The organism is Pricia mediterranea, from assembly GCF_032248455.1.
Classification (GTDB): domain Bacteria; phylum Bacteroidota; class Bacteroidia; order Flavobacteriales; family Flavobacteriaceae; genus Pricia; species Pricia mediterranea.
In genome coordinates this window covers 1,856,756-1,878,095 of the sequence record NZ_JAVTTP010000001.1, presented here as the reverse complement: position 1 = coordinate 1,878,095, position 21,340 = coordinate 1,856,756, and the positions used below count along the sequence as shown (strand labels likewise).

The following is a 21,340-nucleotide window of genomic DNA, read 5'->3' as shown; positions in this document are numbered from 1 at the left end:
TCAAGCCATCATTACCGACTTGCTCATACTGTGATTTTGTACCCGAACCCGATAGAAATATTTTCCCGTTGCCAGATGACCGGGCATGCTTTCCCTAATGTTAATTTCGTTGGGGCCTTCACTCATAATGGCGTTTTTGACCCGGCCCACGCTTTGTCCCAAAATATTGAACAGTTCGATATCGACGTGGGCGGTAACCGGCATCTCCAAATAAATATGGGGGGTCTGCGCAGTAGGGTAGAATGGCTTGTGCACGATGTCGTTCATCTGGTCGGCATTCGGTATCACGGGTTCCGCGGCTTCGGCATTGGTCTGATCCGGAAAAGTGGGGGCTTCATCACTGTAAGCGATATCCGGAAATGCGGTGCCGCTGCAATTGAACCCTAAATCTACCGGAGCGTAGGGGTGGTCGAGCAAATGCTGTTCTACCAGTGGGATGGGCACGCAGAGCCATTCCGCCAGCACGGTGGCGTAGAGATCCCTAAAATCCATCGTATATTCGAGGTTGCCCCGCCCGTCAGGGTTGTTCAAGATAGGATGCTCCCCCACAAAGGCACTGCCTTCCAAGCCTTTTCCGAAGAAGAGGGTAGGGGCCGCCTTCCCGTGGTCGGTACCGTTAGATCCGTTTTCGAAGATACGTCGGCCGAACTCCGAAAAGGTCATGCTCAAGACGTTTCCATCTTGCTCGGTATAGCCCAGGTCTTCATAAAAATTGTCGATGGCGATGGACAGGTTGCTCATCAGCCGCTCGTGGATCAAGGGCTGGTTGCCGTGGGTGTCAAAGCCGCTCATCGAGATCATATAAACTTTTGTGCCGAGATTGCCTTTGATTAACCGGGCCAATAGGGCCAATTGACGGGCAAAGTTATTATTCTGATACTCGACCTGGTTCTGGCCACGCGCCCAAGCTTCGTGGATGACCCCCGAATATTCGTAGGTGGTATTGGCAACCCCCCTTAAAAATTTCAACTGGTCACCGTACATGCAATCGCCGAACAGGCTTTCTTCCAGACCGTAAACCACGCCCGATTCCGCGATTTCCTCGAGTTGTTCGACGTTCGAGGTCACGAAAGCGTAATTCGTTTCCTCGCCCTGAAAGACAAGGCTCCCGAACTGACCGATCTGTATGGCCGCCGGGGATGCAGGTGGGTTGATCAGGTAATCCGGATAAGACTGCTCGAAATGCCTGCCCATCCATCCCGTGTTTAGGCCGCTGAACCCCGTCGAGGTCAAATCGGTATTGGCGAACACATCCGACCCGGTAAAATGCGACATGCTTTGACCTTCGTACCCGACCCCGTGCACTGCCTTGAACTGACCTTCGGCCCATCGGGGCTCCAGCGCTTTCATATAGGAAGGTACCCCAAATTCATCGGTTAGCTTCAACACCTTGCTTTCCGGGATATAGATATTGGGACGCGCATTGGCATAATCGTCGTACTGTTCTATGGGGATGACCGTGCTCAGACCGTCGTTGCCACCGGACAGCCGAATCAATATGAGGATGTTATCCGTTTCGGAATCGGCAATGGCCGAGGTCAAGGGAGATGGGGCGGATGCAGTTAAAAAGTTACTGCCGAGCATCATCGAACCGGAGCCTGCAATGCCCAAGGCCTGCAAGAAGGATCGTCGGTTCCAGGTTTTGTGTTCCAGGTCGTGGTCTGCGTGTTCAAGGCCTTTATAGGGGCTGGTATCGTGGGTATCGCACATAATCGGAGATTATTTGAGTTGAAATTCGGGTTGTCTAGCGAGGTATTGCATCAGGTTGAATACTTGGGTCGGGGCTTCCATGGCAATGGCCAGCGTCCAAGTAGGGGTGCTTCCCCCTTCAAAGTATTGAGGTGGAATGTCGCCCCTGAAAATGGCGAACGCCTTTTCGTATTCCGGTTCGTTGAGCAATCCCTTTGGGAGTATAAAATCGATAATCCGTCGGGCTATCAGATCGGGATTGTTACTGGTGAGTCCGTCGTTCCCGGTGATCGATAGTCCCAAAGCACGGAACTGTTCGTCGTCGGCATCATAAAAATCCTGTAAAATGGTTTCTATGGTCAGCCACCTGCCGATCATAAAATTCGTATTGATCCATTGGCGGTTCCGCTGCCATCCCGCGACATCGAAAGGGTCGAACAGTCGCTGGCTCAGAAGTCCGGCATAATTGACCAAGCTGGCTACCATCGTATCGTCGTACCCAAAATCGCTTTCCTTTAGAAAATTGAAATAAAAGTCAAAGGGACTCTTGATGATTGCCCCAATGGCGTCGTCATCGAAAAAATGTTGGCTTTTAAACAGCTCTGATAGCACGGGGGCAATTTCAAAATCGTTCGCCAAAAAGGTCCTCTCCATTCCCGATATGATGGCCTGGGCGTTGCCGGCGTCGTCATTGGAATCGGGATGCACGAAGAATTCGTAGAGTTTTCCGCAGATAAAGCCCGCTATTTCGTCGGGGCGTTGTTCAAAGAGAATATCGATTACATCGTCATAGCCCCAGTTGCCGGTCTGGCCTAATATGGCCTTCACGCCATCGTCGTGCCTGTCCGCCCGAAACGTCACCGGTTCCCATCCCAGTTCTCCGCGCTCCACATACCCGGTCAGGGCCCTAGCGGTCTCGATAACATCCTGTTCGGTGTAGCCGTTTCCTTCCCCCAAGGTAAAAAGTTCATAAAGTTCCCTTCCGTAATTTTCGTTGGGATTGTTGCGGTTATTGTACACGCCATCCAAATAATACAGCATGGCATCGGTCAGACCGATTTCACTGACAAAGGTCTTGAAATTGCCCAGAGCGTTACGTTGCAGACAATTAATATAATGATAGAGGTAGGGGTTGCACTCGTAGATATCGATTTCCGTCACGAAATGGTTGCTCCAAAAGAAGCTCATCCGGTCGTACAGGTTGTTGTTCAAAAGACCCTTGGCGTAGACCAGGCTGAACTCGCTGATTTGCTCCCGAACTAGCGCCCGGCGTAGCTCATCGTCCTCGGGATAATCGCTACGGTTCCAATCGGCCCAGACCGGTGGCGGGATGGGGGATTGGTTAAGAGCCTCATTTATAAGGAAATCGACCAAGGTGCCGGCATTTTGACCGACTGCCTGATCAAGGGTCTGTGTTGAGGCACTGAACCCCAATCTTCGATAGAGGTGCGCGGCTTTGTCTCGATCAAGGGGGGTGCTATACGGGGTCAAGGGGGCCGTATTGCAATTCATGAAATACTCCATAGTTCAAGTAGGCTTGGGCCCTGCCCGTGTTTGGGAAACGGAAAAAGGGTTCAATGTTTAACGCATAATGATAGGGCATAGTATGCTACATCGACTATTTTCGACGTATGGCCGATGAATTTTTGCGGTTTCCTGGATTTGCTGTAATTGTGGATTTTATATCGTTCTCGGATGGAACGGGCGAAACCCTAAGTCAGATCTATGGGAAAACACAATGAGTTTGGGAAGGAAGGAGAGGAAATCGCTGTCAAACATTTGGTCGAAAAAGGTTACAGCATCCGCCATACCAACTATCGGTACCGCCGCGCTGAAATCGACATTATCGCCCAAAAAGAGGATGTTCTAGCCATAGTGGAGGTGCGCGCCAGGAGCGATGACCGGATCATTCCGATTGCGGCCACGATTACCCACAAGAAAATCAAACTCCTAGTTTGGGCGGCAGATCAGTATGTCACCTCTCGGAAACTACAAGATGTCGAGGTTCGGTTTGATGTGATTACAATTTTACGGAACAGTCGGGTTTTTCGGATCGAGCATCTAGAAAGTGCTTTCTATCATTTTTAGGGATTAGTTGTTTTATTTATAACAAATTGTTATTTTCGCAAAATAACATTGCGTTTCATGAGAACTATATCTTCTATAGTCGAGCAGTACATTAAAAAAAAGCCGTTCTTACAAAGCGCCCTGGCTCAGGGGATCATCAATTTGACCTCGCTGTCTCGCATCATCAATCCTGAAATTGAGAATGAATTGGGCAAAAAAGTCCGTAATGGGGCCATCGTTATGGCGTTGAAACGATTGTCGGACGATCTGGAGTTCCGTGCGACCCATAAGATCATCAAGGTATTAAAAAATATTGGCGAGATTACGGTGCGCTCATCGTTGACGGATTTCACCTTTCTCGTTTCCGAATCTGTTTTGGAAAACCAAGCCAAGCTTTTGGAAGAGGTAAACCGGAACAAAGAGGTCTTCTATACCTCGTCGCGGGGCGTGAACGAATTGAATATCGTGGTAAGCAATAGTCTTGATACCACGGTAGAAACGCTATTTGAAAAGGAGCGGTGCACCCAAAAAGCGGAAAACCTTTCTTCCATTACCGTAAAACTACCCTCGGAAAATGTCTCCGTACCGGGCATCTACTATTTTATTTTCCAGCGATTGGCCTGGGAAGGCATTGTACTCTACGAAGTGATTTCGACCACCAACGAATTTACCATATTGGTCGATGACGATCAAGTTGATGTGGCGTTCAAGACCATTAAGGATTTGAAGACCTTGTGACAAATTACACCTCTGGATTGTCTCGACGGAAAGTTGCAGCTCTTTTGCAATTTATGTCCCTTCATTTAAAAAAGTCAGAAGTTCTTTATCCGATTTGGGTTTCGCGATAATCCGTTTGTCGCTATCCAACACAAAAAAGGTCGGGGTCCGGCGGATTTCGTATAACTCGGCATAGCGATTATCCCAGTGGTCAAGGCCGAGCACGTGTACGAAACCCGGCAATTTGGCGGATTCCTTCTCCCAGCTTTTCTTTCCGTCTTCAAGGCCTATCGCTAGCACTTTTACGTCGGGGAATTTCTTCAGTTCTTCGTGCAGCGGAGGTAACTGGTGCAGACAATGCGAGCAGGTACTGCTCCAGAAAATAAGTACATAACATTCGGCCCCATCCATTTCGCTCAACCTTTTAGTGACATTATCGTCCTTCCATATAATGTCGGGGGGAATGGAGCCAATCTGCAGACGGTGTTGGATCTCCAATTGGTCGATTGTCTTTTGATTGCCAGTAACTTGGGCCAAGGGCCTCATGTAGGTGTCCAGAATGTAATCGGCCGTTACATTAAAACGGCCCGCCATCGCTGTATTGTGCAAGGAATGAAATATATGAAAGCGATATGATTCTTCCGTATCCTTGAGTTCGGAGGCGACCTTATCGACGTTCTGGCATAAGAGGTTCTCGGTCTCCTCTTGGGACCTGTTTTCATTCAAGATGGCGGTAAAGATGTAATTGGTCAGTTTGTCTTTCAAGAAAGCGGAACCCTGTAAGATGGGATCGGTCAGATCGAGATGTCGAAAATACTGATCCTTTTTGTGCTGCCAGTATATCTGACCGGTCTCGTATTCCGAGGGGATGTAGGGACGGTTGGCCGCTATAAAATTATGGGCCAACAAGCCTGCGGATTCCTTTTCATAGCCTTCTTGGACCGTTCTCAACCGCTCGCTCAAGCGTTCAAACGCATCTTTGTCGGTCTTTCCCGCTTGATAAAAGTCGATAAAAGCTTGTTTTGCGGCGTTGATTTGCCTGAAATAGGCATTGAAAATCCGGTTTTCCTTTGATGCCGTAAATGAAACGCCCTTTTCCGCATCGAATTTCAACTGAATATCCTCTTTCCCGCTGTAAATGACGTCAAAATAGAATTCCTCTTGCGGCACGGCATAGACCAACCGATAGGTGCCCGGGGCCGAATGAGCAGGAAGGGAAAGACTAAACTTGCCGTCTTTGATGGCCGTATCGGCAGTGTAGGCCTGCTCGCCCGCTTTGAGGAGGTATACAATAAGCCATCTGTAATTTTTGGCCGGCGTAAAGGTGCCGGAGATGCTATATTGGGCGGTCAGGGAAAATGTACAGAACAAGACGAACGCAAAAAGGGATCGTTTCATGACATTGCGGTTTTCTATGTAGTGCACGAATTCGTTCTTTTACCGGAAAGGTAGGGATTCTAGGGCTTAAACAGCTGGTGAAGAGCAAGCATCTCGAGAGACCGTCCCCTTTGAAAACAGAAGCTCCGCATTGGCGATGGCTTCTTTTAATCCTTGATCATGTCCTCCTCCTGCATTCGAAACGGTGCCGGCTGGCAGCAGTCTTGTGTACCGCCTACTTCAACGGTCGAGGAGCCGTACAGGGTAATATCCGATTTGACGAAATCATCGGCATCGGCCTTGTATATGTTGTCCACATATTTTTGCGGATTGCGATCGATATAGGGGAACCAAGTGCTATGGACTTGTACCATGATACGATGGCCCTTTTTGAATGTGTGCAGAATATCCTGTAAACGGAAGTCCACCTCGGTCGGCTCTCCCGGCGTAAACGGCTCCGGTTTTTCGAAGCTGTTGCGGAACCTTCCCCGGAACACCTCGGCACGGACCAGCTGTTGGTAATTTCCCATCACGATATTATCGGGATTATGCTCGTAGTTCACATGGTCGGGCGGATACACATCGATGAGCTTAACGATAAAGTCGGCATCGGAGGTGCTAAGGGCCACCTTAAGTTTGGCCATGATTTCGCCTGCCAAGGTTTTATCGGCTTCCAGGGGTTCCGTTTCAAAGGTCAGCACATCGGGCCTACGGGAGGCGTGACGCTGGTCGTCTGACATATATTTTCTTGGGGTGAACGTCAAACCCTCGGTCTGGGAGGTATAGGGAACGGGTTTTTGCGGGTCGCTGGTATATTCGAATTCGGCGCTCTCGTCTATTGGTCCTTCAAGGCTCAGCCGGCCGTTTTTGCCGAAGCCCAAGCTGACCGGCGCTATATTTTCGGGTGGCCATTGCTCGAACTTTTTCCATTCCTTGCTTCCGGTATCGAACATATAGGCCTCGGGCAGGGGGTCGATGTTTCGATCTTTTAGGTTATGGGCAAAAAAGGGCTCTTCGATATCCCTCAAAAAAAATGTCGAAATACTGTCTCCGTAATAAATGTGGTTGTGCACCGTCTTTCCTTTTTCCCTGGCCCATCCGCCGTGGTCCCAAGGTCCCATAACGATCATGTTGTCGGCTTCGGGGCTCGTCCCCTCGACGGTCTTGTAAATGTTGAGCGGACCGTACAGATCTTCGGCATCGAACCATCCGCCTACGGTCATTACGGCATGATCGATGTCCTTTAAATGGGGCAGGATGTTCCGTTTCTGCCAGAATTCATCGTAGTTGGGGTGTTCGACTATCTGTTTCCAGAAAAAATTATCGTTGTGGAAATTTTCGGTAATGTTCTTGAGCGGGCCCATCCGAAGGAAGAAATCATAGGCATCGGGAGCGGGATTTTCATATAACCGCATCAGCTTATCGGTGTACCAAGGCTCCCGGGTCAGACTGTCTTTTTGATAGCCGAATACCGGGAGGGCGGCCGTATAGCTTTGCAGATAGGCGCCCTGATGGTGAAAATCGTCGAAGAAAAAATCCGCAATCGGTGCCTGGGGCGAGGAGGCCTTGAGGGCCGGATGCGCATCGATCATCCCCGCCGCCGTATAATGACCGGGATACGAAATACCGTACATGCCGACCTTGCCGTTGTTCCCTTTAATGTTTTTTAGCATCCATTCTATGGTATCGTAGGTATCTGAACTTTCATCGATATCCTCGTTATTCTTCAGATTGTTCCCCGGGATGTTGGGCCGCATGTTGTCAAAGGTTCCTTCGGACATGTACCTTCCCCTAACATCTTGAAAGACCAAGATGTACCCGTCTTCCACTAGATATTCCGACGGATAACCTGCATATTGATAATCGGTGTAATTGGATGCATTGTAGCAGGTGCGGTTCATCAAAAAGGGATACTTTTTTGAGGTGTCCTTGGGCGTATAGACTACGGTAAACAGCTCGGCTCCATCGCGCATGGGAATGCGGTATTCCTTTAAGTCGTAGTTGCGCTCAAGTAAGAGGGTATCGACCTCTTGGGCAGGAAGGCACAGACTGATAAGCAGAAAAAATAGGAGGGTAGGGATCCGGAATTGCATAATGATAATTATTGATAGGACGAATATAGTTAAACTCTTTGTATCGATCGATACCGGAAATGGCTTTGGACGGTTCCTGAATTTTAAATGGGCCGATACTCAAAACTGGCTTTGACAATGCCGTGGTCGGCGGTGCCGGTCTTCTTGTGGTCGTCGCGGTTGAGGTGGTCGTTGGCGATTTCCATGCCTTTGTAGGCCCAGATCCCTTAGGCTTCGGTACTCTTCCAGGGCGGCCACGGTGTAGAGTCCCGTATCGGTACCCCCCCCCTTGTTCAGTCCGCTAACGAGATAACGGGGCTGCCCCGTCATGATATTGAGGGTGTTGCTCAATTGTGCGTCGTTGAGATCGCCGATTACCACTAGCGGCCGATCGGTGCCTTTCAGTTCTTCAAGAAGTCCCTTTTCGACCGCCGCGGCGCATACGATCATGTCGCCGTCATGATCGGGCGGGGTCAATAGTTCATAAGCATTCCTCATTATCCCAATAAATCGGTTTGCCGGGCAGGTTGAGGTTGTAGAGGTTGAAGGAAGCGAAACTGAGCTTTGTTCTAGGTGCCATGGCATCTCATTTAAAATCGGAATCTGAGACCCCTTCGTTCACCTTGACTTCGGTCACTTTGAAATCGAAGCTTTGCGGGCCTACAGTCTGGGCCAAGGTAAAAGGGAATTTGATTCCTGAAACCTCTTGGTAATTTCCATAATTAATGGTGCTGGTCATGGGTTGTCCGCCCATCTCGGCGATGGTCGTTTCTTGGACCTTGAGTCCGCTTTCCGCATCGTAGAAGGCGGATTTATCATCGGATAGCTTGAGCTCGTAGGCTTTTTGGCCTTCGATGGTCTCCATACCTTCAAGCGTGATAGTGTCATCCTTCAAATAATCGAGCTCGGGGAAAGGCACGGCCTCTGCCTTGATCTGTACGATTTCATCCTCGCCCAAGTCCTTTCGTTGGCCCTGCATCATCATATAGCCGGTCGAGCCGTCGAAGACCTGTTTGCTCATGGAATTTCCGCCCACCTTAATATCCTGCATATACTTTCCACCGGTCGTTTTCTTTATTTCAAGGTCGAGTTGCATGCCCTGCATTTCGGCTTCGGCCAGCATCGCGTAAGCCTCGACTTGTTCCAGTTTTTCTTTGCCCCCGATGGCTTCGATATATTTCTTTAATACTTCGGTTGCCCCAACGCCTTCGGGCACTGTCGCTGTGCCGACTTGGGGCTTTTCGCTGGGGTCTGCATTTTTATCGAAGTATTTGACGGGGACCTTCTTCCCGTTGTAGCTTATATTTTCAAGATTGGGCAATACCTCGCTGGCCTTGCCGGTAACTACGACCCGGATGTGCTCGGGCTTAATATACTTTTGTGCCGCTTCCTGTACTTCTTCGACCGTGACGGCATTGAGACGTTCGAGATAGGTCTTATAAAAATCCTCCGGCAGATTTTCGGTTTCGATGTTCAGGGCGTACCTGGCTATGGTTTGTGGATTCTCAAGGGCCATGACGAAGCGTCCGGAATACTTGGCCTTGGTGTTTTCAAGCTCCTCTTGGCTGACGGGTTCTTTGCGGATGTTCTCGATTTCCTTCAACAGCTCGACCACAGAACTATCCGTCACGGCATTGCGAACGCTGGCGACCGCCCTGAAGCGGGCCGGGGCGTATTTATCGTCGCCCAAGCGGGAGTACGATCCGTAGGTGTAGCCCTTGTCTTCCCGCAGGTTGAGGAAAAGCCTCCCCTCGCCCCCGCCACCCAATATTTCATTGGCCAGCAGTGCCGGGAGATAGTCCGGATCCTTCATTTTAAGCTCGACCAGGTTTTCTGCCGTGATCTCGGACTGCACCGCGTTCGGTACATTGACGAAGTTGATCTGGGAGTACAGGGCGTCCGAGGGACTCGAAAACTGTAAAAAGGGAGGGGTTCCTTTGGTCCACGGTGTAAAATGTTCCTCGACTAGCTCTTTTACTTTCTCAAACTTCACATCGCCAACAACAACCAGATAGGCGTTTGCAGGCAAGAACTGGTTGTCGTAAAACCTTTTCACATCTTCAAGGGTCACCTTGTTGACCGAAGTTTCGGTTGGAAATTCGCCGTAGGGATGTTTTTTGGTATACGCCAAGGCAGAGCTGACGTTCCTGGCAATCGCCTTTACGTCTTTCTCCTCGGTTTTTAGTCCGGTCAGCATTTTTTGCTTTTCCTTCTCGAACTCCTCTTGGGTAAACTCCGGATGGATGGCGGCATCGGCCATCAGTTCCAAAATCCTTGGAAAATATTTGGATAGGGCGCTGGCCGATGCCCCTTGTGATCCAAAACTGATTCGGGCACCCAGAAAATCGACCTCTTCGTTGAAATCATCTTTTGAAATGTTTTTAGAGCCTTTGCCGAGCAGACTGCCTGTCAAGGACGCAACCCCCACTTTCTCGCCTTCCGGCACCGGGGCATTGTCAATGCGCAATTGAATGGATACCCGGGGGAGTTTGTGGTTTTCGACCACTAGCACTTTCAATCCGTTTTTCATCTCAAAGGTTTGGGGATCTTCGAGGTTGATTTCCGGTGCCGGTCCGGATTCAGGCATCTGACTGCGGTCGATCTGCGCGTGGGCGCCGATGGCCAGAAAAGCGACGATCAAGGTGGTATATATTTTCTTCATATTTGAGTTTATGAGGTTATGGGTTTATTCTTTCTAACGTCTAACGTTTGTCATTGTTCCTCTCCCTCGCCGGGCAAATAATCGATGACCGCCCTTTGGTTCGGCTTGAGGTATTTGTTGGCGACCTCTTGCATTTCTTCCCGTGTGATTGAGCGGTAGATCTCGATTTCCTTGTTGATCAGTTCGGTGTCCCCGTACAGCATGTAGTAAGTCGCCAAGGAGCCGGCGATACCTTCCACGCTACTGTTGGCGTTGACGAAGCGGGACTCGAATTTGTTCTGTAATTTTTGGTAGTCTCTTTCCGAGATCAAGCTGTCGCGCACCTTGGCGATTTCCTCCTCGATTTCGGCGTTGAGGGTGTCCAACCTGGTTTCTCCCACGGGCAGCGTAAATACGAGATACATGCCGTAATCTTCCTGGGCAATGTTATAGGCTCCGACCTGTAAGGCCTGCTTTTGCTCATCGACCAGTTTTTTGTAGAGTTTTGAGCTTTTGCCATCGCTCAAATAGGCCGATATCATGTCGAGTACATAGGCGTCGCGCTCCTTGAAGCCGGGAGTTCGGTAGGCGATGATACTGGCAGGAATCTGAATGTTGGAATCGTAGGCTTTGGCGTTGATCTGGGCAGTTATGGGGTCTTCCTTGGGATAGTTTCGAACGACATCCGCTCCTTTCGGGATGGGTCCGAAATAGTCTTTAATCATCGCTTTGGTCTTAGGGATGTCGATATCTCCGGCGACGACAAGTACTGCGTTGTTCGGCACGTAATATTTTTGGCTATACGCCTTGACGTCTTCGAGGGTCGCCGCATCGAGATCTTTCATATACCCGATGTTGGGGTCTTTGTAGGGATGTTTCTTGAACAGGTTTTCGGCCACGGTAAACAACAGCTGTCCGTAAGGGGAGTTATCGTAGCGCATACGTTTTTCTTCCTTCACGACCTCGTTTTGGGTGTCGATTCCGACCTGGTCGATGATAGGATGCATCATCCGCTCCGACTCCATCCAGAGGCCCAGTTCAAGTTCGTTCGAAGGAAATACCTCGTAATAGTACGTGCGGTCCTGAGAGGTATTGGCATTGTTCTTACCTCCATGGGAGGATACGATCTTGAACCACTCACCGCGGTCGATGTTCTTGGTGCCCTCAAAAAGCAGGTGTTCAAAAAAATGGGCGAAGCCCGTACGGCCCTCGGTTCGGTCTTTGCCTCCTACATGATACATGACCGAGGTGGTCACCACCGGAGCGGTTTCGTCTTGATGGAGAATCACGTGCAGGCCGTTGTCGAGGTCGTACTCTTCATAGTCCACTTCTTGTGCCTGGGTGGCGGTTGCCATCAATAGTAGGCACAATCCCAATAGTTTATAGTTCATCTGTCTGTTTTTATGTGTTTTATCGTACTTCAAAATTTTCAGGTTCCGCTGAACGGCCCACTGGACATCGAAAATGATTCACGGGCATTACATAATGGTGTAGGCCTTCACCTTACAAGAACTTGAAGGGCAGTCCCTTCTCGGATAAATGCTTCACGAATATACTTTTTTTCAAGAAACCTCGGTTCCAAAAGTGGTTTGGACACTAATTTAATGTAATATTTTCTTAATTTTGATTAACTTTTTTAACTTACCGGACAAACAAGACAGCTATGAAAGAATTTGCCCTTCCCATCCGTTTCGGAATCGCTACCAGCGGAAGTCTGATCGCCTACTTTTTAATTTTGGCCCTTTTCGATATGCATACCAATGTATTTTTCAGCCTTTTCAACGGGGTGATCACCGGCTTTGGCATCTATGAGGCCATTAAATATTTCCGTTCGCAGGAGGGGGAGCGTTTTAATTACGGCAAAGGTTTTACGGCAGGACTGTTAACCGGGGGTATCGCAACAATAATTTTCACCCTGTTCTTCACCTTGTACTGCACCGAGCTGAATCCCGATTTCCTACAGCAGTTGATGACGACGTGGTTCCAGAGTTTTCAGGATTTCGAGGCCATAGTCTTTTTTACCGTTGCTATAATGGGCTTTGCCACCACCTTAGTGCTTACCCTATCCTTCATGCAACTGTTCAAATCGAGTCAAAACACGAAGAAAAAATCCGCTTAAATTTAGAGACACTGCTTGTGCAATACTGAATTAGCTGTATATTTGCATCCTCCTAATAAAAATCCGCCCATTTCAAATGTCGGGCAGGTTCGCTTTAGGACTAATATTTATTAAGTTAATATACACACTATGTATGCAATCGTAGAGATGGCAGGGCAGCAATTTAAAGTTGCGAAAGACCAAAAAGTGTATGTGCACCGTTTACAGACCGAGGAAGGCAAAAAGGTAACTTTTGGCAATGTACTCCTTTTGGACGACGGATCGGACATCACCATTGGCGCCCCGGCCATAGACGGAGCTTCCGTTGAGGCGAAGGTCGTCAGACACCTTCGTGGTGACAAGGTAATTGTCTTTAAAAAGAAAAGGCGAAAAGGATACCGTAAGAAAAACGGACACCGTCAATCGTTGACCGAAATCATCGTCGAAAGTATCGTTACCAAGGGCGGCAAGAAAAGTGAGGACAAAAAATCGGCTTCCACTAAGGCAGCGGAAAATACCTCCGCTTCCGACAACAAGGTAAAAGATGCGATACAGGAGCCAAAAGGAAAGTCGGCGTCTGTAGAACAGTCGGTAGCTTCGAAACCGGAAACCGAAAAAACAGCGTCCAAAAAGGAGGATGTTAAAAAGGAGGCCAAGGAGGTTAAAGACGCCGCGAAAAAAGCGTCGGACAAAAAAGACGATCTAAAGAAAATCGAAGGGATAGGTCCTAAGACCGCCGAGGCTTTGCAGGATGCGGATATGGGTACTTTCGCCAAGCTAGCAAAGGCCGATCCCGAAAAGATCAAGGAGATCCTGGCCGAGGCAAGTTCCAATCTGGCCCATCTCGATCCCGGCACTTGGCCGAAGCAGGCCCAGTTGGCCGCTGATGGCAAATGGGACGAATTGGAAAAGTGGCAAGACGAACTCGACGGCGGGAAAAAGTAAGCTGTTACAGTAGACAGTTGCAATTGGCGTAGGCGGTTGTAGTAGGCAGTTGCCGTGAATGTTGGCACCGATAGGTCAATCATCTGTCCATTTGCATATAAGGTGGACTTGCCCCGATTTTTTTCGGCGATACGGTTCAAGTCCGTACGGCAATCTATAATCAAGAATCAATAATTTTATAGCCATGGCACATAAAAAAGGAGTAGGTAGTTCAAAGAACGGAAGAGAGTCGGAATCGAAGCGCTTGGGCGTTAAGATTTTTGGCGGCCAGGCCGTTGTTGCCGGAAACATTATCGTGAGGCAGCGCGGCACCAAGCACAATCCCGGTGAGAATGTTTACGCCGGTAAAGATCACACCTTGCACGCCCGCGTTGACGGTACCGTAAAATTCGAAAAGAAAGGCGGCGGAAAGTCGTGGGTACATATCGAGCCCTTCGAGGCTTAGGATATTTTCGCCTTAAGACTTAAAAAAACCCTTTCCAATGCAGGAAAGGGTTTTTTTATGGCCGTCGGCCCGACAAGGTGAACGACTAACCTAGTACCTATAATACTCCGGCTTGAACGGTCCCTTTACTTCCACACCGATATACTCCGCCTGGTCGGGCTTGAGCTCGGTCAGTTCGGCGTCGAGGCGCGACAAATGTAGTTCCGCTACTTTTTCGTCAAGGTGCTTGGGCAGCATATAAACCTCATTATCGTATTTATCGCTGTGCTTCCACAATTCGATCTGGGCCAGGGTCTGGTTCGTAAACGAATTGCTCATCACGAAACTGGGATGACCGGTAGCGCATCCCAAATTGACCAAACGGCCTTCTGCGAGTACGATGATATCCTTGCCATCCAGGGTATACTTGTCCACTTGTGGCTTGATTTCTTCCTTGGTGTCGCCGTGGTTGTCGTTCAGCCAGGCCATATCGATCTCGTTGTCGAAGTGGCCGATATTACATACAATGGCCTTGTCTTTCATGGCCTTAAAATGTTCCGGACGGATGATATCCTTGTTTCCGGTGGTGGTAATCACGATATCGGCCTTTCCGACCACGGTTTCCAGTTTTTTGACCTCGAATCCGTCCATACAGGCCTGCAGGGCGCAGATGGGATCGATTTCCGTGACGGTTATGATGGCCCCTGCTCCCCTGAAGGATGCTGCGGTACCCTTTCCGACGTCGCCATAGCCGCAAACGACCACTTTTTTCCCGGCGAGCATGGTATCCGTGGCCCGGCGGATGGCATCCACGGCACTTTCACGGCATCCGTACTTGTTGTCGAATTTCGACTTGGTAACGGAATCGTTTACATTGATGGCGGGCATCGGCAGGGTGCCTTTTTTCATCCGTTCGTACAACCGGTGAACCCCGGTGGTGGTTTCCTCGGACAGGCCTTTGATGTCTTTCGCCATTTCAGGATACTGGTCCAGCACCATATTGGTCAGATCGCCGCCATCGTCCAAGATCATGTTCAGGGGCTTGCGCTCCTCGCCAAAGAAGAGGGTCTGCTCGATGCACCAGTTGAATTCCTCCTCGGTCATACCCTTCCAAGCGTAAACGGGAATACCTGCTGCGGCAATGGCAGCGGCGGCATGGTCTTGGGTCGAAAAGATGTTGCAGGAGCTCCAGGTCACCTCTGCGCCTAGGGCGACCAAGGTCTCGATAAGCACGGCGGTCTGGATGGTCATGTGAAGGCATCCTGCGATCCGGGCGCCCTTGAGGGGCTGCTCGTCGCCATACTCTTCCCGCAGCGACATCAGGCCGGGCATTTCAGCCTCGGCGAGCTCGATTTCCTTTCTTCCCCATTGGGCCAGTTCGATATCCCTGACTTTATAAGGTATATAATCAACTGTTTTAGTATCCATCTTCTTTTTATTTTTTACTTTCGTTATTTGTGTTCCGTTACTCCCCATTGAGGCGGGTAGCGCACTGCGGATGATTTTGACCGATAGTTTTTGGGACGAATCCCAATCGCGTCAAAGTTAATAAAATTGGAAACAACGCTATGCCCCTTTACAATACATTAACGGTAAGTCCGTCGATTACCATATACCTCTGGCAGGTAACGGAATCGGAGTCCGAATTATGGCAAGGAATCACCTTGACGCCCCACTGCCAGAGTCGCATTGAGGGTATGAAATCAGGGTTGCACCGTCGCGCCTTTCTGAGCATCCGTCATTTGATGGCCGAGGCCGGTTACGTCGATACCGACCTATATTACGACGAGGTCGGAAAGCCGCACCTGAACGACGGCAATAAGATTTCGATTACCCATTCCAACCATTTCACGGGAATCATCGTCAGTTCGGACAAGGAAGTGGGCATTGACATCGAGAAACAGCGGGATAAAATACTGCGTATCGCCCACAAGTTTACCCCAATCGAAGAATACAGCACCATCGCCAATACCGATGCGCTGATCCGAAAACTGACCATCGTTTGGGGTGCCAAGGAGTCCCTTTATAAAATTTATGCCGAACCGGGACTCAGTTTTTTGCACCATATCAATGTAAAGGACTTTTCTTTTGAGGACGACCGCACCACGGCGGGCATTCTTTATAAAGGAGATCAATCGTTTTACGAGATCGAGTTTATGGAGTTCGAGGGATTTACCTGTGTCTATGCAGTGGCTGGCGAGAGCTTAAGCTGAAACATCGAAAATACTGCCAATGGATAAGATTTGGATAATAGCGATTTTACTATTTCTTATGATCACCTTTATTGTCTGGAAACTTAGTGTGAGCCGTTTTAAAAGGGAATTTAGCGATAAAAGAAGGAAACTAACGGGCCAGCGCACTTTTTATTGGGAAGGGGTAATCGGTATCAGTATAGGATTAACATTTTTAATGCTGTTGCTTTTGAGATGGACCAATCTCTTGACCTTTTAGAATTCAACACTTAATTTAGGTTAATCAGGAATTAGAAAATTAAAAACCTTATGGAAATATCCGTAGAATTGACCTTCTCCCCCTTGCAAGATGACTTTGAGGAGCACATCATCCGTTTCATACAAAAACTGCGTGCATCGGGAGTGACGATTTTAGAAAATCCGCTTAGTACGCAAATTTACGGCGATTACGATGCCGTGATGGAGATACTCAATCAGGAAATAAAAACGGCCTTTGAGTTGATGGACAGGGGGCTGCTCTACCTTAAAATCGTAAAATCGGACCGAAGCGATTACAAACCGGACTTTTGAAGTAGGAGGGAGCAAGTAGCATATGGACGGTATTTTTGATTGGGTTTTTTCACAGTACGAGGGCATCTCGGCCCATTTGGTGGTGCTTGAAATCATAGCGGTGGTGTTCGGATTCTTAAGCGTTTGGTATTCAAAACGGGAGAACATCCTGGTTTTTCCGACGGGGATAGTCAGTACAGCCATCTTTGTGTACATCCTACTGGTATTCGGCCTCTTGGGCGATATGTTGATCAATGCCTATTACTTCTCCATGAGCATCTACGGCTGGTACGTTTGGACGCGCAAGGTCGATGAGACCCATTTTATTCCCATAACGAAAACGACATCCAAAGAAAACCGACAATCCCTGATTCTATTTATCGCTACCGTAATTTTTGTCTGTGCGGTATATCTTATCTTCGACAAGTTCAACAATTGGACGGCCTATGTCGATACCCTGACTACGGCCATCTTTTTCGTGGGCATGTGGCTGATGGCCAAAAAGAAATTGGAAAATTGGGTATACTGGATTATCGGTGATGTGATATCCATACCCTTATATTGGTATAAAGGACTTATATTTACTTCGTTGCAGTATGTTTTATTTACTATTATTGCCATCTACGGATATCTTGCATGGAAGAAAAGCTTAAACAAAAGTCCTCAGACATTATTAAAGTAGTCCTTTTCGGCCCTGAATCCACCGGGAAAACCACCTTATCGGAGCAACTGGCCCGACATTACAATACGGTGTGGGTGCCGGAATACGCCAGGGAGTACCTGCAACAAAAGTGGAACGACGAGCGCAAGACTTGTGAACCTAAGGATCTCTTGCCCATCGCCGAGGGGCAAATGCAATTGGAGAACGAACTGACAGGGAAGGCTAGCGATGTTCTAATTTGTGATACCGATCTGCTCGAGACCAAGGTGTATTCCGAGGCCTATTATGTAGGTCATTGCGACCCCGTATTGGAAAAGCATGCGCTCCAGAACACCTATGACCTTTATCTGTTGACCTATATCGATGTGCCTTGGGTAGGTGATGACCTGAGGGACAAGCCCCAAGAACGCGAAAAAATGTTTGCGTATTTCAAGGAAACCTTGGAAAAATATGATCGGAATTTTGTTATATTAAGAGGCGATAAAAAAGCCCGGTTGCGCAAGGCCGTTTTCGAAATCGATAAGCTGCTGGTCAAGGCTTGACGGAGACAAGGCCGATTGGCTATCACTCTTTCTGCTAAGAAAGCTGATGCGGAAACTGGACATGTCTTGCTGAACATTACGGTCTGCACCAACGGACATGGAACATAGATTCTTTTGCGTACGCTATTGAACTTGACACTTGAACCTGAATTTGAAAACTATGACATTGACAAAAAATGATCTTGAACTCTTATCGGAAAAAGGAATATCCGAAAGCAAGGTGAACGAGCAGATAGAGACCTTTAAGGAAGGCATTCCCTTTGTACAACTAGAAAAGGCCGTCACGGTCGGGGACGGAATACTGCAATTCGATGCCGAACAAGAAAAACAACTTATCGAGCGGTTCGACGAGACCCAAGAAGGGATGACATTGCTAAAGTTCGTTCCGGCTTCGGGTGCAGCTTCGCGTATGTTTAGGGCGCTGTTCAACTTTCTGGATGCTTACGACCCGTCCGAGGAAAGTTTGAACGACTACTTTGAACGGACCGGAGATACCGATATGAAAACCTTTAGCGAAGGCCTTACGGATTTTCCCTTTTACAGGATCGTGCAAAGTCGCATCTCGGGGAATGCATCCTCAAAAGACGAAGAGGTGTATCTTTTTGTTAAGGAAATGATGTCGGAGGATGCCCTGAACTACGGATTCTATCCAAAAGGACTCCTGCCTTTCCACAATTATGGCGACCATACCGCTACCCCTTTTGAAGAACATTTGAAAGAAGCTGCGGTCTATGCCAAAAACGACGATACCGCAAAATTGCACTTCACTATTTCCGAACAGCACGGCAAAATGTTCAACCAAGAATTTTCGAATATCAAAGAAAGGGTCTCCGCTGCGGTCAAAGCCTCTTTCGATGTGAGCTATTCCTACCAAAAACCGTCGACCGATACCATTGCCGTAGACATGAAGAACGAGCCTTTTCGCAACGAAGACGGTAGCGTACTATTCCGGCCCGGCGGCCACGGGGCCTTGATCGAGAATCTCAACGAACAGAATGCCGACATCGTTTTCATCAAAAATATAGACAATGTGACCGTGCCCAGGTTCGCCAATACGGTGGTCGATAATAAAAAGGTGTTGGCAGGGGTGCTATTAAAGGTTCAGAAAAAGGCTTTTGAATATGCCGAACTGTTGAATAAGGGGGATTTGAATTCAAATCAATTGGAAGAGATTAAAAGTTTCGTGCAGGATGAACTGAATGCACGATTTTCCGAGAAGTTGACCAGTTACAGTATCGAGCAACAAATCGATGTCCTAAGGGATAAGGTCAACCGCCCCATCCGCATTTGTGGGATGGTAAAGAACGAGGGCGAACCAGGCGGAGGTCCTTTCTGGATAAATGATCGAAAGGGGAACATCTCGTTGCAGATTATCGAATCGGCGCAAATCGATATGGATGACCCGGAGCAGGCCAATATTTTAAAGAATGCGACCCACTTCAATCCCGTGGATCTGGTATGCGGAATCAAAAATTACAGGGGTGAAAAGTACGATTTGATGAAATTCGTCGATGCGAAACAAGGTTTCATTACCGGAAAGACCAAGGAAGGTAGAGATTTAAAGGCCTTGGAGCTTCCCGGACTCTGGAACGGGGCTATGGCGTATTGGAACACCATCTTCGTCGAGGTGCCCTTGCAGACTTTTAGCCCCGTTAAAACTGTAAACGATTTGCTGAAGCCGGCCCACCAAGTGCAGTAGCCGCAGTATTTTACAGCAAACATGCTGTCATAGTCAAGAAAAGTGTGTAAATCTTACACACTTTTCTTGATTGTTACCCAGTGGTATACATGTTCAAGTTATCCTCTATTGGTCTTAAAGCAATAACAATCAGATAGTTGTATGCATATTGCAGCGCCAATGCACAGTTGGCACTGTTTTCTCTTTATATATTACGATTATCAAGCAAACGATATTCAAAACAAATAAAAATCGAATTTAACTTAAACACACGCAAAATGAAAAATTTAATGATTGTTGCAGCCCTTGCTCTAGGAACAATGACTGCAGTTGCACAAGAGACCAATTTGGAAGAAGCTGGAGACGCTGTTGAAGAAACAACTTCTAACGCTACCGAAGCTGTAGAAGAATCGGCCACTGAAACATACGATGCCGCTGAAGAAACTGCCACAGAAGCTACTGAAGCAGTGGAAGAGTCGGCCGATGATGCTACCGAGGCTGTTGAAGAATCAGCTGAGGAAGTATCCGAAGAAGTTGCTGCCCAGGATGGTTTCAACGAGATTGCTACTGAAGAAGTTCCCGAAGCAATTACTACCGCTTTAGAAGAGGCTCACCCAGGTGCTACTATCGATAAGGCTTCTATGAACGACCAAGATCAGTACAAATTGGAAGTTACTAAAGAAGATGGTGAATCAGCTGAACTGTACGCTGATGCCGATGGTAACTGGATCGAAATGTAATTCGAAAATGTACTGTCCTGTCAAGTATAATCACTTGAGAGTAAAAAGTCCCGACTGCCTAAGGCAATCGGGACTTTTTTAGTTTATCCGTGCATGACAAATTACCAGACAAAGCAAGTCCGTGATGGGAGACTGTAGTTATCTACCATTAGCTCAAGGCGAGGAAATTATTGTGAGGTAGAATCTCAAGGAAGCCGGCGGTAAAGTTCCCTCCCGGCAGCTTTATCCCTCATCGTGCCGTATATATTTTACACGGTCTAGTTGTACAAGTATACAAAATTACCCAACGCAGGATTTCAGAGATTCGATTAAATAGCTAAAAAACAAATACTTACATATTTTTTCGATTTTGGTATCATTATTTCAATACTTTTTTCAGTAAACAAATTAAAACTAGAACCATGAAAAATTTAATGATTGCCGCAGTATTGTCACTTGGAACAATGACTGCTTTCGCCCAAGAAGAGAATGTTGCCGAAGAGGCTGCAACTGCCGTTGAAGAAACTGCAACTGACGCTACTGAAGCCGCTGAAGAAACAGCTACCGAAGCCGTAGCCACGCAAGATGACTTTTCTGAGGTCGCCGCCGAAGAATTACCCGAGTCGGTAACCGCCGCAGTTTCAAAAAACTATCCTACGGCTTCCATTGATAAAGCGTATGTAAACGAAGCGAACCAGTATAAATTGGAAGTGTCTTTGGAAGACGGCACCGCTGGAACTTTGTACGCTGACGAAAATGGTAACTGGATTGAAATGTAAACAAGTTTAGTTTATTGTTTTGTATCAAGTTGGTTTGGTCAGAAAGGGGTCACAGTTGTGTGGCCCCTTTCTCTTTTTTCTTTAGTGGAGTCGGGCAGGCAAACGCTTTCGAAATCCCACGACTGGCGCATGACTGACGACAAAATGGAATGGCTGAGGAATAAAGGGTCTTTTTAAGACAAATTTAGGC

The 21,340-nt window shown here is 48.0% G+C and carries 20 protein-coding genes; 12 read left to right on the top strand and 8 right to left on the bottom strand.

The genetic code is table 11. From position 1 onward, the window contains the following. On the bottom strand, positions 1 to 1,710 hold the full coding sequence (locus tag RQM65_RS07805) for a DUF1501 domain-containing protein (RefSeq protein ID WP_314013944.1): 1,710 nt from the start codon (positions 1,708 to 1,710) through the stop codon (positions 1 to 3). A gap of 9 nt (positions 1,711 to 1,719) precedes the next feature. Then, positions 1,720 to 3,213 carry a DUF1800 domain-containing protein gene (locus RQM65_RS07800; protein ID WP_314013942.1) on the bottom strand — a complete coding sequence of 498 codons (1,494 nt, stop codon included), beginning with the start codon at positions 3,211 to 3,213 and terminating at the stop codon, positions 1,720 to 1,722. A 201-nt stretch (positions 3,214 to 3,414) separates the two neighbouring features. Here RQM65_RS07800 and RQM65_RS07795 point away from each other — a divergent pair, with 201 nt between their 5' ends. Both RQM65_RS07795 and RQM65_RS07790 read left to right on the top strand, forming a co-directional pair. Beyond that, the gene (locus tag RQM65_RS07795; protein ID WP_314013940.1) at positions 3,415 to 3,777 is read left to right on the top strand and encodes a YraN family protein; all 363 of its coding nucleotides are present in this window, start codon (positions 3,415 to 3,417) and stop codon (positions 3,775 to 3,777) included. 57 nt (positions 3,778 to 3,834) lie between these two features. Continuing rightward, positions 3,835 to 4,494, top strand: a complete 660-nt coding sequence (locus tag RQM65_RS07790) for an aspartate kinase (RefSeq protein WP_314013939.1) — start codon at positions 3,835 to 3,837, stop codon at positions 4,492 to 4,494. 51 nt (positions 4,495 to 4,545) lie between these two features. Here RQM65_RS07790 and RQM65_RS07785 read toward each other — a convergent pair whose 3' ends face one another. The 5 genes from RQM65_RS07785 to RQM65_RS07765 form a co-directional block, all read right to left on the bottom strand. Continuing rightward, on the bottom strand, positions 4,546 to 5,871 hold the full coding sequence (locus RQM65_RS07785) for a thioredoxin-like domain-containing protein (RefSeq protein ID WP_314013938.1): 1,326 nt from the start codon (positions 5,869 to 5,871) through the stop codon (positions 4,546 to 4,548). A gap of 146 nt (positions 5,872 to 6,017) precedes the next feature. After that, on the bottom strand, positions 6,018 to 7,943 hold the full coding sequence (locus RQM65_RS07780) for a CocE/NonD family hydrolase (RefSeq protein ID WP_314013937.1): 1,926 nt from the start codon (positions 7,941 to 7,943) through the stop codon (positions 6,018 to 6,020). 99 nt (positions 7,944 to 8,042) lie between these two features. Then, entirely contained in the window at positions 8,043 to 8,420 is a 378-nt protein-coding gene (locus RQM65_RS07775) for a hypothetical protein (protein WP_314013935.1), read from the bottom strand. An 88-nt stretch (positions 8,421 to 8,508) separates the two neighbouring features. Continuing rightward, entirely contained in the window at positions 8,509 to 10,584 is a 2,076-nt protein-coding gene (locus RQM65_RS07770) for a M16 family metallopeptidase (RefSeq protein ID WP_314013933.1), read from the bottom strand. A 50-nt stretch (positions 10,585 to 10,634) separates the two neighbouring features. Then, positions 10,635 to 11,954, bottom strand: a complete 1,320-nt coding sequence (locus RQM65_RS07765) for a M16 family metallopeptidase (protein WP_314013932.1) — start codon at positions 11,952 to 11,954, stop codon at positions 10,635 to 10,637. A 272-nt stretch (positions 11,955 to 12,226) separates the two neighbouring features. Here RQM65_RS07765 and RQM65_RS07760 point away from each other — a divergent pair, with 272 nt between their 5' ends. The 3 genes from RQM65_RS07760 (at position 12,227) to rpmA (ending at position 14,051) form a co-directional block, all read left to right on the top strand. Continuing rightward, on the top strand, positions 12,227 to 12,682 hold the full coding sequence (locus RQM65_RS07760; protein WP_314013931.1) for a DUF4199 domain-containing protein: 456 nt from the start codon (positions 12,227 to 12,229) through the stop codon (positions 12,680 to 12,682). A 129-nt stretch (positions 12,683 to 12,811) separates the two neighbouring features. Continuing rightward, positions 12,812 to 13,606: a 50S ribosomal protein L21 gene (rplU, locus tag RQM65_RS07755; protein WP_314013930.1), complete on the top strand. Its 795-nt coding sequence runs from the start codon at positions 12,812 to 12,814 to the stop codon at positions 13,604 to 13,606. 184 nt (positions 13,607 to 13,790) lie between these two features. Beyond that, a complete protein-coding gene (rpmA, locus tag RQM65_RS07750) occupies positions 13,791 to 14,051 on the top strand; it encodes a 50S ribosomal protein L27 (RefSeq protein WP_314013929.1) in 261 nt (86 codons plus the stop codon). Between the two features lie 90 nt (positions 14,052 to 14,141). On the opposite strand, the gene ahcY is transcribed toward rpmA, so the two are convergent. Next, complete coding sequence (ahcY, locus tag RQM65_RS07745) at positions 14,142 to 15,458, bottom strand: adenosylhomocysteinase (RefSeq protein WP_314013927.1); 1,317 nt, start codon at positions 15,456 to 15,458, stop codon at positions 14,142 to 14,144. Positions 15,459 to 15,598: 140 nt separating this feature from the next. On the opposite strand from ahcY, the gene RQM65_RS07740 reads away from it, so the two are divergent. The 7 genes from RQM65_RS07740 to RQM65_RS07710 all read left to right on the top strand — a co-directional run bounded on the left by RQM65_RS07740 (position 15,599) and on the right by RQM65_RS07710 (position 21,150). Beyond that, complete coding sequence (locus RQM65_RS07740) at positions 15,599 to 16,243, top strand: 4'-phosphopantetheinyl transferase family protein (RefSeq protein WP_314013925.1); 645 nt, start codon at positions 15,599 to 15,601, stop codon at positions 16,241 to 16,243. A gap of 288 nt (positions 16,244 to 16,531) precedes the next feature. Further along, the gene (locus RQM65_RS07735) at positions 16,532 to 16,792 is read left to right on the top strand and encodes a thiamine-binding protein (RefSeq protein WP_314013923.1); all 261 of its coding nucleotides are present in this window, start codon (positions 16,532 to 16,534) and stop codon (positions 16,790 to 16,792) included. Positions 16,793 to 16,814: 22 nt separating this feature from the next. Continuing rightward, positions 16,815 to 17,453, top strand: a complete 639-nt coding sequence (gene pnuC, locus RQM65_RS07730; RefSeq protein ID WP_314013921.1) for a nicotinamide riboside transporter PnuC — start codon at positions 16,815 to 16,817, stop codon at positions 17,451 to 17,453. Further along, on the top strand, positions 17,408 to 17,974 hold the full coding sequence (locus RQM65_RS07725) for an ATP-binding protein (RefSeq protein ID WP_314013920.1): 567 nt from the start codon (positions 17,408 to 17,410) through the stop codon (positions 17,972 to 17,974). Before pnuC ends, RQM65_RS07725 begins: the two co-directional genes overlap by 46 nt. 160 nt (positions 17,975 to 18,134) lie before the next feature. Beyond that, positions 18,135 to 19,673: a DUF4301 family protein gene (locus tag RQM65_RS07720; protein ID WP_314013918.1), complete on the top strand. Its 1,539-nt coding sequence runs from the start codon at positions 18,135 to 18,137 to the stop codon at positions 19,671 to 19,673. A 257-nt stretch (positions 19,674 to 19,930) separates the two neighbouring features. Further along, positions 19,931 to 20,392: a hypothetical protein gene (locus RQM65_RS07715; RefSeq protein WP_314013916.1), complete on the top strand. Its 462-nt coding sequence runs from the start codon at positions 19,931 to 19,933 to the stop codon at positions 20,390 to 20,392. A 401-nt stretch (positions 20,393 to 20,793) separates the two neighbouring features. Further along, positions 20,794 to 21,150: a hypothetical protein gene (locus tag RQM65_RS07710; RefSeq protein ID WP_314013914.1), complete on the top strand. Its 357-nt coding sequence runs from the start codon at positions 20,794 to 20,796 to the stop codon at positions 21,148 to 21,150. Positions 21,151 to 21,340: the final 190 nt, after the last annotated feature.